The sequence below is a fragment of the Marinobacter sp. UBA3607 genome (assembly GCF_002375525.1).
GTDB lineage: Bacteria > Pseudomonadota > Gammaproteobacteria > Pseudomonadales > Oleiphilaceae > Marinobacter > Marinobacter vinifirmus.
Genome location: NZ_DFLY01000012.1, coordinates 1 through 12503 on the forward strand (window position 1 = coordinate 1; position 12503 = coordinate 12503).

The following is a 12503-nucleotide window of genomic DNA, read 5'->3' on the forward strand; positions in this document are numbered from 1 at the left end:
GAGGAGACCATCCCATCTCGGAAAAACACGGAAAAATAAAAGACGTAAAGATTTTTTTGCCACGAAACCCACTAAAGAACACGAAATTAAAGAGAAAGAAATTTTAATTTTTCAGTCAGTCATCTTTGTTCGTGTTCTTTAGTGGATTTCGTGGCAAATCATTCTTCTTTTTTCCGTGTCCTTCCGTGGATTCCGTGGCCAATCAGGTCTTTAAGCCGCGCCTTCGGAGGCCAGGAAGTTCTGGGCGAAGCGCTGCAGTACGCCGCCGGCGGAGTAAACGGTGACTTCTTCCGCGGTGTCCAGTCGGCAGATTACCGGTACCCGGTCTTCTTCACCGGTCTTGCGGTGGATGACCAGTTCCAGCTTCGCACCCGGGGCTGCGGCACCTTCTACGTCGTAGGTTTCGGTACCGTCCAGCTGCAGGGTCTGGCGTGTGGTGCCTTCCTCGAACTGCAGAGGCATTACACCCATGCCTATCAGGTTGGTACGGTGAATGCGCTCGAAGCCTTCAGCAACGATGGCTTCCACACCCGCCAGGGCTACACCCTTGGCGGCCCAGTCACGGGAAGAACCCTGACCATAGTCAGCGCCAGCGATGATGATCAGCGGCTGCTTGCGCTCCATGTAGGTTTCGATGGCTTCCCACATGCGCATGGTCTTGCCTTCCGGCTCAACACGGGCCAGGGAGCCCTGCACCACTTCACCGTTTTCGTCCCGAACCATTTCGTTGAACAGTTTCGGGTTGGCCAGGGTGGCACGCTGGGCGGTCAGGTGATCACCACGGTGGGTGGCGTAGGAGTTAAAGTCTTCCTCCGGCAGGCCCATCTTGTGCAGGTACTCACCGGCTGCGGAGTCCATCATGATGGCGTTGGACGGCGACAGGTGATCCGTAGTGATGTTGTCCGGCAGGATCGCCAGCGGGCGCATGCCCTTGAGCTGGCGCTCAGCCGCCATGGTGCCTTCCCAGTACGGCGGGCGGCGAATGTAGGTGGACTGAGGGCGCCACTCGTACAGCGGGCTCTTGGCCTGCTCGGCTTCATCCAGGTTGAACATCGGGATGTACACCTGCTTGAACTGCTCCGGCTTAACGAACTCGCCCACAATGCGGTCGATTTCTTCATCAGACGGCCACAGGTCTTTCAGGGTGACCGGCTTGCCGTCCTTGTCGTAGCCCAGGGCGTCCTGTTCGATATCGAAACGCACAGTACCGGCGATGGCGTAGGCCACAACCAGTGGCGGAGACGCCAGGAACGCCTGCTTGGCGTAGGGGTGAATCCGGCCGTCGAAGTTGCGGTTACCAGACAACACCGCAGTGGAGTACAGGTCGCGGTCGATGATTTCCTGCTGGATTTTCGGGTCCAGGGCGCCAGACATACCGTTACAGGTGGTGCAGGCGTAGGCCACGATACCGAAGCCCAGCTTTTCCAGCTCAGGCAGCAGGCCGGCTTCTTCCAGGTACAGGCGGGCAACCTTGGAGCCCGGTGCGAAAGAAGATTTCACCCAGGGCTTGCGCACCAGCCCCAGCTCGTTGGCTTTCTTGGCCAGCAGGCCGGCAGCCACCACGTTGCGGGGGTTGGAGGTGTTGGTGCAGGAAGTGATCGCCGCGATAATCACCGCGCCATCGGGCATCAGGCCCTTCTTCTCTTCTTCCAGGGCCTTGTCCAGGTTCACGGCAATGCCGCGATCGTGCAGGTCGGAAGTCGCCACACGGCGATGCGGGTTGGACGGGCCAGCCACGTTACGCACAACGGTTGAAAGATCAAACTCCAGCACACGCTCGTACTGGGCTTCGGTCATTTCGGTCGCCCACAGGCCGGTTTCTTTAGCGTACTTCTCAACCAGGTCTACCTGCTCGGGCTCACGGCCGGTCAGTTTCAGGTAGTCGATGGTCTGCTCGTCGATGTAGAACATCGCGGCGGTGGCACCGTATTCCGGAGTCATGTTGGAAATGGTGGCACGGTCACCGATGGTCAGGCTGGAAGCGCCTTCGCCGAAGAATTCCAGGTAGGCACCAACAACGCGTTCCTTACGCAGGAACTCGGTAATGGCCAGGACGATATCGGTGGCAGTGATGCCCGGCTGCCGCTTGCCGGTGAGCTTCACACCCACGATATCCGGAAGGCGCATCATGGAAGGCTGACCCAGCATAACGGTTTCTGCTTCCAGGCCACCCACGCCCACAGCAATAACACCCAGGGCATCAATGTGCGGGGTGTGGCTGTCAGTACCTACGCAGGTGTCCGGGAAGGCGATCGGATGGCCATCTTCGTCCGGGCGGTTCTGGATCACCGGAGACATTTTCTCCAGGTTGATCTGGTGCATGATGCCGTTACCGGCCGGAATCACATCCACGTTACGGAACGCGGTGCGGGTCCAGTTGATAAAGTGGAAACGGTCTTCGTTGCGGCGGTCTTCGATGGCACGGTTCTTTTCGAACGCGTCCGGATCAAAGCCCGGAGCTTCCACCGCCAGGGAGTGATCCACGATCAGCTGGGTGGGCACCACCGGGTTAACTTTGGAAGGATCACCGCCCTTCTCCGCGATGGCATCACGCAGGCCGGCCAGGTCTACCAGGGCAGTCTGGCCCAGGATGTCGTGGCACACCACACGGGCCGGGTACCAGGGAAAGTCCAGGTCACGGCGGCGCTCGATCAGCTGCTTGAGGGAATCGGTCAGGGATTCCTTGTCACAACGACGCACCAGTTGCTCGGCGAGGATCTTGGAGGTGTACGGCAGCTTGGCATAGGAGCCCGGCTGAATGGCCTCTACCGCCTGGCGGGTGTCGTAGTATTCCAGGTCGGTGCCTGGAAGGGCTTTTCTGAATTCGGTATTCATGGTTTAAAACCTCTTAAGAACGCTCGCCAATCGGCAGCCAATCCTGGTGCTCAGGGCCAGTGTATTCGGCACTCGGGCGGATGATGCGGTTGTTGGCGCGTTGCTCTTTTACGTGGGCAGTCCAGCCGGAAACCCGGGACATCACGAAGATCGGGGTGAACAGCTCGGTCGGGATGCCCATGAAGTGATAGGCAGACGCGTGGAAGAAGTCGGCGTTACAGAACAGCTTCTTCTCGCGCCACATAACCTCTTCGCAGCGAACAGATACCGGGTACAGCACGGTGTCGCCCACTTCCTTGGCCAGCTTCTCGGACCACTTCTTGATAATGGCGTTGCGCGGGTCGGATTCGCTGTAGATAGCGTGCCCGAAGCCCATGATTTTCTCTTTGCGCTCCAGCATGCCCATCAGGCCGGCTTCGGCTTCTTCCGGAGTCTGGAATTTCTGGATCAGCTCCATGGCCGCTTCGTTAGCACCGCCGTGCAGCGGGCCACGCAGGGAACCGATGGCGCCGGTTACGCAGCTGTGGATGTCAGAAAGCGTGGAGGCACAAACGCGCGCGGTGAAGGTAGATGCGTTGAATTCGTGCTCGGCATAGAGAATCAGGGAAACATTCATCACCTGCTCGTGCAGCTCGCTGGGCTTCTTGCCGTGCAGCAGCTCCAGGAACACGCCGCCGATGGAATCACTTTCGGTGTTGGCGGTGTCGATACGCACGCCTTCGTGGGCGAAGCGGTACCAGTAAGTGATGATGGCCGGGAACACCGCCAGCATACGGTCGATCTTGTCGTCCTGCTCGCTGAAGTCCTGCTCGGTTTCCAGGTTACCCAGCATGGAGCAACCGGTTCGCATGACGTCCATCGGGTGGGCGTCTTTGGGGATCTGCTCCAGCACCAGTTTCAGGGCATCCGGCAGGGTGCGCAGGCTCTTGAGCTTGCCTTTGTAGGCATCCAGCTCGGCCTGGTTCGGCAGCTTGCCACGCAGCAGCAGGTAGGCCACTTCTTCGAACTGGGCGTTGTCAGCCAGGTCGGTGATGTCATAGCCGCGGTAGGTCAGGCCGGTACCGGTTTTGCCAACGGTACACAGGGCGGTTTCGCCAGCCACCTGGCCGCGCAGGCCTGCTCCACCTAGTTTCTTTGCTTCAGCCATGTTGGTCTCCCGTAGTTTCTGTTTTGTTCGTTTTAATTAAATCAAGCGATGTCAGGAGTTCGACAGAAGTCTGGCAGGGGGTCTGACCCCGAGTTCGACCCCGAGTTCGACAGGGGTCTGACCCCGAACGGGGTCAGACCCCCTTACTCCACTTACTCCCAGTCCCCTTACTCCAACATTTCCCTAGTTATCAGTCTTTCTTCTGGGCAAACAGCTGGTCCAGCTTCTGCTCGAAATCGTGGTAGTTCAGGAAGTCGTACAGCTCCATGCGGGTCTGCATCAGGTCTACCACGTCTTTCTGGTCGCCCTTCTCGAGGATGTTCTGGTACACCGTCAGCGCGGCCTTGTTCATGGCGCGGAAGGCGCTCAGCGGATACAGCACCATGGCGGCACCGGCTTCGGCCAGTTCAGACTTGTTGTACAGCGGCGTGGCACCGAACTCTGTGATGTTGGCCAGGATCGGCGCATCGATGGCTTCGGCGAACGCTTTGTAGTCGCTCAGCTCGTGTACCGCTTCGGCGAAGATGCCGTCTGCACCGGCTTCAATGCAGGCCTTGGCGCGGTCAATCGCAGCTTCCAGACCTTCTTTCTGGAAGGCATCGGTACGGGCCATGATGAAGAAATCTTTATCTTCCCGGGCATCGGCCGCAGCCTTGATGCGGTCAACCATTTCCTCTTTGGAAACGATTTCCTTGTTCGGGCGGTGGCCACAGCGTTTCTGGGCAACCTGGTCTTCGATATGAACCGCAGCAGCACCGGCGCGTTCCATTTCACGGATGGTACGGCCGATGTTGAAGGCTCCGCCCCAACCGGTGTCGATATCCACCAGCAGCGGTACGTCTGTGGCAGCCGTAATGCGGCGCACATCTTCCACCACATCGTTCATGGTGGTCATGCCCAGGTCCGGCAGGCCGTAGGAGGCGTTAGCCACACCACCACCGGAAAGGTAAATGGCCTGGTGCCCTACCCGCTCTGCCATCATGGCGGCGTAGGCATTGATAGTACCAACAATTTGCAGCGGCTGGTTTTCTTTCAGGGCCTTGCGGAAACGGGCACCGGGGGAGAGTTTGTTAGCCATGTCATTTACCTCTTTGTTCAGATAGTTAGAACGCCTTCTTGAATCTTTTTCTCAATATTCTTGCGGGCGGCGTTGATGTGTCTTTTCATCAGGAATTCGGCGAGTTCTCCATCGCGCTGGGCAATGGCCTCGACGATACGGCGGTGTTCACCCAGCGCCAGATGGGGGCGCCCGGCCGAGGTGCTTAACCGGTAACGGTACATCCGCACCATGTAATACAGATCGCCCAGCAGCATCTGGGCCAGCTTGGCATTGCGGCTGCCGGTGGCAATCCGGTGGTGGAAATCGTAGTCACCTTCAGCCTGGTAATAAGCTTGCCCCTGAGCTTCTTCTATCATCTTTTCATGACTGTCCAGGGTCGCTTTCAAGTCACGGATTTCCTCATCGGTCATCCGCTCGGCAGCCTGGCGCGCCGCCAGCCCTTCCATCACTTCGCGAATCCGGTAGAGTTCAATCAGCTCATCAGCGCTGACAGACACCACCTTAACCCCGGCATGGGGCCGGCGAACCAGCAGGCCGCGAGACTCCAGCCGGCCCAGTGCTTCACGCAGCGGGCCCCGGGTCAGGTTAAAGCGGGAGCACAGCTCTACCTCACCGATCTTCTCACCGGGCGCAAGGTCTCCGGTAACAATAGCAGTTTGCAGACAATCAAAAGCCTCATCGGCGCGGGTTAACGATTGAATCGCAGGCTGGCTCATAGGTTTGTTAACAATATCTGTTGAATTGTTCTGGAATTTACGCATCAAACCCCGGATTGTCAACAATACTGATTTTCTGGTTAGACTATTTGCTAACAATGACTGCGACCTTTATTACACAGGGCTACCGGAACACCCACGCGCCCTCCCCCTTGCCCGGCAAGTCCGGTAAACTCTGGGACTTGTGAATCATTTTCTGTGTATCACCGGATCAATACTAAGGACGCCCACATGATCAGGAAGTGCCTGTTCCCTGTTGCCGGCTACGGCACCCGCTTTCTTCCGGCCACCAAGGCCATGCCCAAGGAAATCCTGCCGGTTGTTAACAAACCGCTGGTGCAGTACGGCGTAGAAGAAGCAGCCGATGCCGGAATCCATGAATTCGGATTTGTAACCGGCCGGGGCAAGCGTGCGATCGAAGACCATTTCGATATCAGCTACGAGCTGGAGCACCAGATTGCCGGCTCCGGCAAAGAAGGCCTGCTTACTTCAATCCGGGATCTGATCGACAACAACACCTTTGCCTTTACCCGCCAGAACGAGATGAAGGGGTTGGGCCACGCCATCCTCACCGGCCGCAACCTGGTGGGCGACAACCCGTTCGCCGTGGTGCTGGCCGATGACTTCTGCGTGGGCCCGGAAGACGGCGACGGCGTGCTGACCCAGATGGTGAAACTGTACAACCAGTTCCGCTGCTCCATCGTGGCGATCGAAGAAGTGCCGCAGGACGAGACTCACAAATACGGCGTGATTGCCGGTGAGTCCATGAAAGACGGCCTGTACCGCATCACCGACATGGTGGAAAAGCCGGCCCCGGAAGATGCGCCCAGCAACCTGGCGATCATTGGCCGTTACATCCTGACTCCGGACATTTTCGACATCCTGGAGCGCACGCCTCCAGGCAAGAACGGCGAAGTCCAGATTACCGATGCCCTGCTGGAGCAGGCGAAGAATGGCTGTGTGCTGGCGTACCAGTTCAAGGGCCAGCGTTTTGACTGCGGCAGCATTGATGGCTTTGTAGAGGCCACCAACTACGTTTACGAGAACATCTACAAGAAAGAGAACTAAAAGCGGAATCCGGGGCGCCTAGCGCCCCAGCAACTGCAGCACCATGCGCCGGTTATCGTCTGTTGTCTTGCGGAACCGTCGCAGCAGTTCCGCCTCGCCGTCTGTCAGCTGAACCCGGCTGATTTCCTGCTCCAGCTCCTGCAGCGCTACCGAAAGATCATCACTGTTACTGAAGGCCAGGCCTGGCAGCTCCAGCTGGTCACTGTCTCCGGCTTCTTCCATATCGAGCAGCTGTTCAAGGGGCGTCTCGGTCCTGAGACACAGGTCCAGCAATTCGGTAACCCCGGGAAAGCCCCGCTGGCGGGCATCTTCCGCCTCCCAGCTGCGCACCCGCGCCTCGTCTACACCGCAGATTTCAGCAATATCGGCCAAAGACAGCTGCCCCTGCTCCCTTACATGCCGCAGGCGCCTGTTGAACGATTGCAGGTAGCGCATGTCTCAATGCCCCTGAAAATTTGAGAAAAAGTGAATCAATTTGAAAATGTAGCGTACCTACAGCTTTGTACACAATGTTCCTATACTGAAATCACAACAAACATACACGCAGGTAGCCCATGGCCAGGAACGCACTGGACACCGACATCTCATGGCAGCTGATACTCGACGCCGCCAACCGCAGCAACATCACCTTGCCGGCGCCGGGCTCTGATCAACCCGCCCTGAAAATCAACGGCAAAAGCTGGGAGCTGGTACAACCCGCCAGCGAACAGGTGCACAGTCTGTTTTCTTTATTCATGCCCCTGTGCCGGCCGCTGAAAGACGCCAACAGCATCCGGGTAATTGGCCAGTTAGGCCAGAGCCTGGATGGCCGCATCGCCACCGTGACCGGCTGTTCCCGGTTTATCAATGGCGACGACGGCATTACCCACCTACACCGAATTCGAGCCCTGTGTGATGCGGTCGTGGTGGGCGCAGGTACTGCAAGCACAGACAACCCCCGGCTGACCGTTCGCCGCGCACCCGGCCGGAACCCGGTACGGGTGGTGATCGACCGCCACGAACGGGTACCGGCAAGCCATCACCTGTTTACCGACAAAGCGGCCCCCACCCTGCACCTGGTTGCCGGGCACTATCAGCCGGGCCAGCAGCGCATAGAGCCCGGTGCCGTCACCCGGGTGCCCTGCTTGGGCAGCAGCAGCGACACGCAACCGGTCGACCCCAAGCATATTCTCGAGGTGTTACAGGACCTTGGCTTGGGCAAGATTTTTATCGAAGGCGGCGGCGTGACTGTGTCGTCGTTTCTCCGGGCCGGCCTGCTGGACCGGTTGCATGTGATGGTGGCCCCGATGATTATCGGCAGTGGCCGCCCGGCATTTTCCCTGCCAGAGATTGACCAGCTTGATGAGGCCCTGCGACCGGAAGCTCAGCTGGTAAACCTGGGGAGCGATATGTTGTTTGACTTGTCTTTCTACCCGGACCGCAGCTGATCAACGCCCGGAAACCAGCACCAGGGCCCCGGGCAGGCTGGCCAGAAACACCATAGCGCCATAACCCACACTCAGGGCCACACCCTGCTCCGCAGGCAGGCCGGCCAGCGGCCAGAGCAAAGCAGCGGCGCCCTCGCGAACGCCCCAACCGGAAATAGTGATAGGCACCGCCATCGCCAGCAAAAGCAACACACAGAGCCCGGCCAGCATCCAGGGGGACACGCCCTGCCCCAAGACATCCATATCCGCTGCCAGAAGCAGGAAGACCGCCAGGTAAGTACCCAGCACCAGCAGGGAGGTCAGGCACTGCAAGCAGGCATTGCGCCAACCATAGAAAACCTTCCGGAGATCAGCACCCAGGTTTCGCAAATAACTCCGTAGCCTGCTTCCATTTTTCCGGCGAAGCATGAAGGAGGCACCCACACCCGCCAACACCAGAGCCACCATGCCTGCTCCAGCGCTGAGTGACGTTCCAGCGTAAGCAGCCTGAAGTTCAAACCGGCCACTCAGCCACAGCGCCGCCATCGCCAGCACTGCCACCGGCAACAGCACCAACTGGCCAGACAAGCGCTCCAGCATCACAGCATGGATAATGGCCCTGGTGGCGTTGGCAGATAGCGGCTCACCCACCGGGGCGCGGGCGTGCCGCCAGGCACGGTTCACATCCCCCATCACGCCGCCCGGCAAAACCTGGTTCAGGAAGCCGGCGAGATAGTACTCACGCATTGCCACCGGATAGCTCAGGGAAACCCTGAGCCGGCGGGCGGTGAACCACCAACGCCAGGCGGACAACGCCACCTGTGCCACCGATACCGCCAGTATCAGGGAGATGAAAGGAACAGAAAGTCTGGCCAGGGACGCTCGCAACGCCCCGGTATCCAATAGCGACAACACCAGCCCGAGCAAAGCAACCGTAACCAGCCATCGAAGGATCAGGCGGGTGGCCATGCCAGCAAGTCCTCGTGTTGAACGGAAATTCGCAGCTCGCCGGCAGCGAGTTGCTGTTTGCGGGCATGGAGCCAGCGGTTGATTTCTGCCCCTGCCGAAGGCTGTTGTTCGGTCGCTGCCCTGGCCCAGCCCGTCATTAACAAAAGCGCCAGGTCCTGCTCGCCCGAATCCAGCTGCCAGGGGCTGGGCGCTACAGACACCTGGTAGCCACTGGTCACCAGCAAGGCCCGCAGCCGGCGGGTGGCATCTGGCCCCAGTGCGGCACCGGTGCCCTTCTCGCCATGTTGATGCTGGTTGACCAGCGCCCGGAGCCGGTCGTCTGCCGGGTGTTCCGGTGAAAGCTCAAAGCGCCCACTGTAGCTGAGCACAACATGAACAGCCGCATTGCGGGCAACCACGGCACGCACCAACGCCTGCATCCATTCATCACTAACCAGGTCAATCAGTGCCGAAGCACAGACCAGGTCTGCATCTGCCGGCAGCTCATCCTGCATATTGCCTGCCGACAGGCTTTCTGTCCTTAAGCTGACCGATACGCCGGTACCCTGAACCCGCTCCGCAGCGGTGCCAGCCAGGCTGCCGTCAGGCTCGATAAGGGTCCAGTTCTGCGGCCCGGGCAGGCGGGGCGCAAGGTACACAGGGTTCGACCCCCGGCCAGTACCAACATCCACCAGTTGCAGGGGCCTGACGGTGTCCCGGGTGCGCTGATAACGATGCTGACGAACCTGTAGCCAGGCCGCCAGCTGGTCTGTGAGTTTCGGGTTTCTTGCCCGGTGATCCGCCGGCTCCCTGGCCCGCAGCCAGTGATCATCAAAGCGAGCAGGATCTGAAGTTTGTTCGCTCTCAAGGCCAGCCAGGAAGTCCCCGGCGGTGTCTCGCCAGCGCCGTATCCTTGCCCGGCTTTCACGGGCTCCGGCCCTCAGGCGCGCCAGTTCGTCGGCATTCTCAAGCAACCTCGCCAGAGCCTGCCCAAGTGCAGCGATGTCACCCGCCGGATACAGCTGCACACCCGAACGGGCACCGGTTTCCCTCAGTGCACCACCATCGGAGCTGAGCACTGGCAGGCCGCAGGCCAGGGCCTCATCCACCACCATGCCATAACCTTCATACTCCGAGGGCAGCACAAACAGGTTTGCCTGCTGATAGGCATTCCACAGCCCGGTTTCTGAGACCTCACCGGTCAGGCGAATACGACCGGCCAACCCCGGTTCATGTACCTGCGCCTTCACCTCCGCCGAATACATCAAATCTCTCTGATCGCTGCCAAGCAGGGTACACAACCAGGCATCCGCTGCCTGTTCAGCCAGCGCCTGCACCAACTGGTGCTGAGCCTTGCGACGGGACAAATGCCCCACACACAGGATCTGCACAGGAATTGATGGATCTCGGGCTGGCTCTGAGCATGTCGGCAAAGCAAAGAATTCGTCATCAACGGCAGGCAAAGCTGCAGTCACCGAGGCCGCTGGAACCCCATAATGAGCCAGCCTGCGGGCCGTGTAATAGCTGGTGGTGAACACCTTGCAAACGCAGGCGAGAGCGCGCGTCTCGGCATCTTTCAGCCAGGCTTGTTCGGCGGCTGACAGCCCACTTTCGTCTGCCAATGGGTGGTGCACCAGCGCCATCAGATTTAACCGCTTCCGGTGGCGCTCAAGCACCTCGGGCATTCCACCCATCGCCAAGCCGTCCAGAACAACGGATGCGCCCTCTGGCAACGCTTTCAAATAGCGGTCCATGGCATTGATGGCTGTGCCATCCGGCCGGGGGAACTCGCCCTCCAGCCCATCAAGGTGAACCTTCAATCCTGCGTCTGCCAGGGCCTCAGCAAGTTTGCGTACATACCGGTAGCCCCCGGTGTTCTGTTGAGGGTCTCCGGGCACCACAAACCAGAGTTCAGATACCGGCATGGTAGCTGGCCCAGGCAATATGGGATTCGCCCAGGGTTACTTTCAGGCTGACCACACCCTTACCGTCTTCGCCCAACCGGCCGGCATGGATGGCTGCGGCCATGCGATCAAACACCACCTTGGCCATGAACTCGGTGGTGGTGTTGCGTCCGGCAAGTTCGGGCAAGTCGTCCAGGTTCTTCATGTTAAATTCAGAAAGCACTTCTTTGAGCAGTTCCGAAGCCTGGCCGATGTCGACAATCAGATCATTGCTGTCGAGCACATGGCGCTCGAAGGTGACGTCTACCACATAGGTGGCACCGTGCAGCCCCTGGGCCGGGCCGAAAATATCTCCGTTAAAGCTGTGGGCGATCATCATGTGATCGCGAACGGTCAAACTGAACATCGGATTTTCCTTCTAGTAAACAATGCGATGACAAAGTGCATCGGCACCGGGCTTGAGTATATCGGCCGCCACCTTTGGAAGTGCTTCAAAACGCGACTCGCCGCTGATCAGAACATCCAGATCCGGGGCAGCCAATAACTCGAGGGCCAGCGCCAGCCGCCGGCGATGATCCCAGCGTGGGCGCCGTTCCGGCGGCAGCTGGCCAACCTGGCTGGATTTCAGCATCAGGCGCCCGGGATGGAAGGCCTGCCCCAAGGGTACCTGAACGGGCTGGTCTCCATACCAGCTGAGTTCAATTACCCGTGCCTCAGCCCCGGCCAGGGCCAATGCCGTCGCCAACCCCGCGGGTTCGCCGGACGCGTGGATCACAAGGTCACAATCGGCAATATCCGGTTCAGTGGAGAAAGCAAAGCCCAGCCGTTCGGCCACTGCCTGCCGTTGCCCGTTCGGGTCGATGGCCAGCAGTTCCACACCGGGAATCCGGCTAACCAACCATGCCACCAGCAGCCCCACCACACCCAGGCCAACCACCGCAATGCGATCCCCGACCGCCGGCTGGGCATCCCAAACGCCGTTGACTGCTGTTTCCATATTGGCGGCCAGTATCGCCCTGGCCGGCGGCACTGCGGCAGGCAGCGGAATAACGGCCTCGGCCGGCACAGAATAACGCCGCTGGTGCGGGTAAAGGCAGAACACCTTTTGGCCTTGCAAATCGGCTGGCCCGTTCAGCACCTCGCCAACACTGGCGTAGCCATACTTCACCGGCCCGGGAAAATCCCCTTCCTGAAACGGCGCCCGCATACGCTGGTGCTCGGTGACCGGCACCCGCTGGTTGTACACCAGAGATTCAGTCCCCCGGCTGATCGCCGAATAAAGGGCCTGAACCACCACCTGCCCGGAGCCTGGTTGAGAGCGCTCCGGCTCCGGAGCCGGCCGCAGGTCCGATGCCTGAAACCCGGTTATCCAGAAGGCTTCGTTCTTATTTAGTTGCATGAAGAGTCCATTTTCTGATT

11 protein-coding genes are annotated in these 12503 nt (G+C 59.5%); 2 read left to right on the forward strand and 9 right to left on the reverse strand.

Annotation, left to right across the window (positions count from 1 at the left end; genetic code table 11):
• Positions 1 to 210: 210 nt before the first annotated feature.
• From acnD to B2589_RS04350, 4 genes are all read right to left on the reverse strand, one after another.
• Positions 211 to 2835: a Fe/S-dependent 2-methylisocitrate dehydratase AcnD gene (gene acnD / locus B2589_RS04335; protein WP_286815725.1), complete on the reverse strand. Its 2625-nt coding sequence runs from the start codon at positions 2833 to 2835 to the stop codon at positions 211 to 213.
• A gap of 13 nt (positions 2836 to 2848) precedes the next feature.
• The gene (gene prpC, locus B2589_RS04340; RefSeq protein ID WP_286815726.1) at positions 2849 to 3982 is read right to left on the reverse strand and encodes a bifunctional 2-methylcitrate synthase/citrate synthase; all 1134 of its coding nucleotides are present in this window, start codon (positions 3980 to 3982) and stop codon (positions 2849 to 2851) included.
• 190 nt (positions 3983 to 4172) lie between these two features.
• Positions 4173 to 5060, reverse strand: a complete 888-nt coding sequence (prpB, locus tag B2589_RS04345) for a methylisocitrate lyase (protein ID WP_058340762.1) — start codon at positions 5058 to 5060, stop codon at positions 4173 to 4175.
• Positions 5061 to 5077: 17 nt separating this feature from the next.
• Positions 5078 to 5758, reverse strand: coding sequence for a GntR family transcriptional regulator (locus B2589_RS04350; RefSeq protein ID WP_286815727.1), 681 nt, complete (start codon positions 5756 to 5758; stop codon positions 5078 to 5080).
• 231 nt (positions 5759 to 5989) lie between these two features.
• Between B2589_RS04350 and galU the strand changes: the two genes are divergently transcribed.
• Positions 5990 to 6826 carry a UTP--glucose-1-phosphate uridylyltransferase GalU gene (gene galU, locus B2589_RS04355; protein WP_286815728.1) on the forward strand — a complete coding sequence of 279 codons (837 nt, stop codon included), beginning with the start codon at positions 5990 to 5992 and terminating at the stop codon, positions 6824 to 6826.
• Between the two features lie 18 nt (positions 6827 to 6844).
• Here galU and B2589_RS04360 read toward each other — a convergent pair whose 3' ends face one another.
• The gene (locus tag B2589_RS04360; protein WP_058340760.1) at positions 6845 to 7261 is read right to left on the reverse strand and encodes a helix-turn-helix domain-containing protein; all 417 of its coding nucleotides are present in this window, start codon (positions 7259 to 7261) and stop codon (positions 6845 to 6847) included.
• Positions 7262 to 7380: 119 nt separating this feature from the next.
• Between B2589_RS04360 and B2589_RS04365 the strand changes: the two genes are divergently transcribed.
• The gene (locus B2589_RS04365) at positions 7381 to 8253 is read left to right on the forward strand and encodes a RibD family protein (RefSeq protein WP_286815729.1); all 873 of its coding nucleotides are present in this window, start codon (positions 7381 to 7383) and stop codon (positions 8251 to 8253) included.
• On the opposite strand, the gene B2589_RS04370 is transcribed toward B2589_RS04365, so the two are convergent.
• From B2589_RS04370 to B2589_RS04385, 4 genes are read right to left on the reverse strand one after another with little or no spacing between them, the layout of a single operon-like run.
• Positions 8254 to 9201: a lysylphosphatidylglycerol synthase transmembrane domain-containing protein gene (locus tag B2589_RS04370; protein ID WP_286815730.1), complete on the reverse strand. Its 948-nt coding sequence runs from the start codon at positions 9199 to 9201 to the stop codon at positions 8254 to 8256. It abuts the gene before it with no gap.
• The gene (locus tag B2589_RS04375; protein WP_286815731.1) at positions 9186 to 11105 is read right to left on the reverse strand and encodes a glycosyltransferase; all 1920 of its coding nucleotides are present in this window, start codon (positions 11103 to 11105) and stop codon (positions 9186 to 9188) included. The genes B2589_RS04370 and B2589_RS04375 overlap by 16 nt, the downstream gene beginning before the upstream one ends.
• The gene (locus B2589_RS04380) at positions 11092 to 11490 is read right to left on the reverse strand and encodes a 6-pyruvoyl trahydropterin synthase family protein (RefSeq protein WP_022989063.1); all 399 of its coding nucleotides are present in this window, start codon (positions 11488 to 11490) and stop codon (positions 11092 to 11094) included. Before B2589_RS04380 ends, B2589_RS04375 begins: the two co-directional genes overlap by 14 nt.
• 12 nt (positions 11491 to 11502) lie before the next feature.
• Positions 11503 to 12483, reverse strand: coding sequence for a zinc-dependent alcohol dehydrogenase (locus tag B2589_RS04385; protein ID WP_286815732.1), 981 nt, complete (start codon positions 12481 to 12483; stop codon positions 11503 to 11505).
• Between the last annotated feature and the right edge of the window lie 20 nt (positions 12484 to 12503).

Coding starts and splice junctions, on each gene's coding strand:
- prpB (WP_058340762.1), bottom strand. CDS start 5,060: ATGGCTAACAAACTCTCCCCCGGTGCCCGTTTCCGCAAGGCCCTGAAA.
- B2589_RS04370 (WP_286815730.1), bottom strand. CDS start 9,201: ATGGCCACCCGCCTGATCCTTCGATGGCTGGTTACGGTTGCTTTGCTC.
- B2589_RS04360 (WP_058340760.1), bottom strand. CDS start 7,261: ATGCGCTACCTGCAATCGTTCAACAGGCGCCTGCGGCATGTAAGGGAG.
- galU (WP_286815728.1), top strand. CDS start 5,990: ATGATCAGGAAGTGCCTGTTCCCTGTTGCCGGCTACGGCACCCGCTTT.
- B2589_RS04365 (WP_286815729.1), top strand. CDS start 7,381: ATGGCCAGGAACGCACTGGACACCGACATCTCATGGCAGCTGATACTC.
- prpC (WP_286815726.1), bottom strand. CDS start 3,982: ATGGCTGAAGCAAAGAAACTAGGTGGAGCAGGCCTGCGCGGCCAGGTG.
- B2589_RS04380 (WP_022989063.1), bottom strand. CDS start 11,490: ATGTTCAGTTTGACCGTTCGCGATCACATGATGATCGCCCACAGCTTT.
- B2589_RS04350 (WP_286815727.1), bottom strand. CDS start 5,758: ATGAGCCAGCCTGCGATTCAATCGTTAACCCGCGCCGATGAGGCTTTT.
- B2589_RS04375 (WP_286815731.1), bottom strand. CDS start 11,105: ATGCCGGTATCTGAACTCTGGTTTGTGGTGCCCGGAGACCCTCAACAG.
- acnD (WP_286815725.1), bottom strand. CDS start 2,835: ATGAATACCGAATTCAGAAAAGCCCTTCCAGGCACCGACCTGGAATAC.
- B2589_RS04385 (WP_286815732.1), bottom strand. CDS start 12,483: ATGCAACTAAATAAGAACGAAGCCTTCTGGATAACCGGGTTTCAGGCA.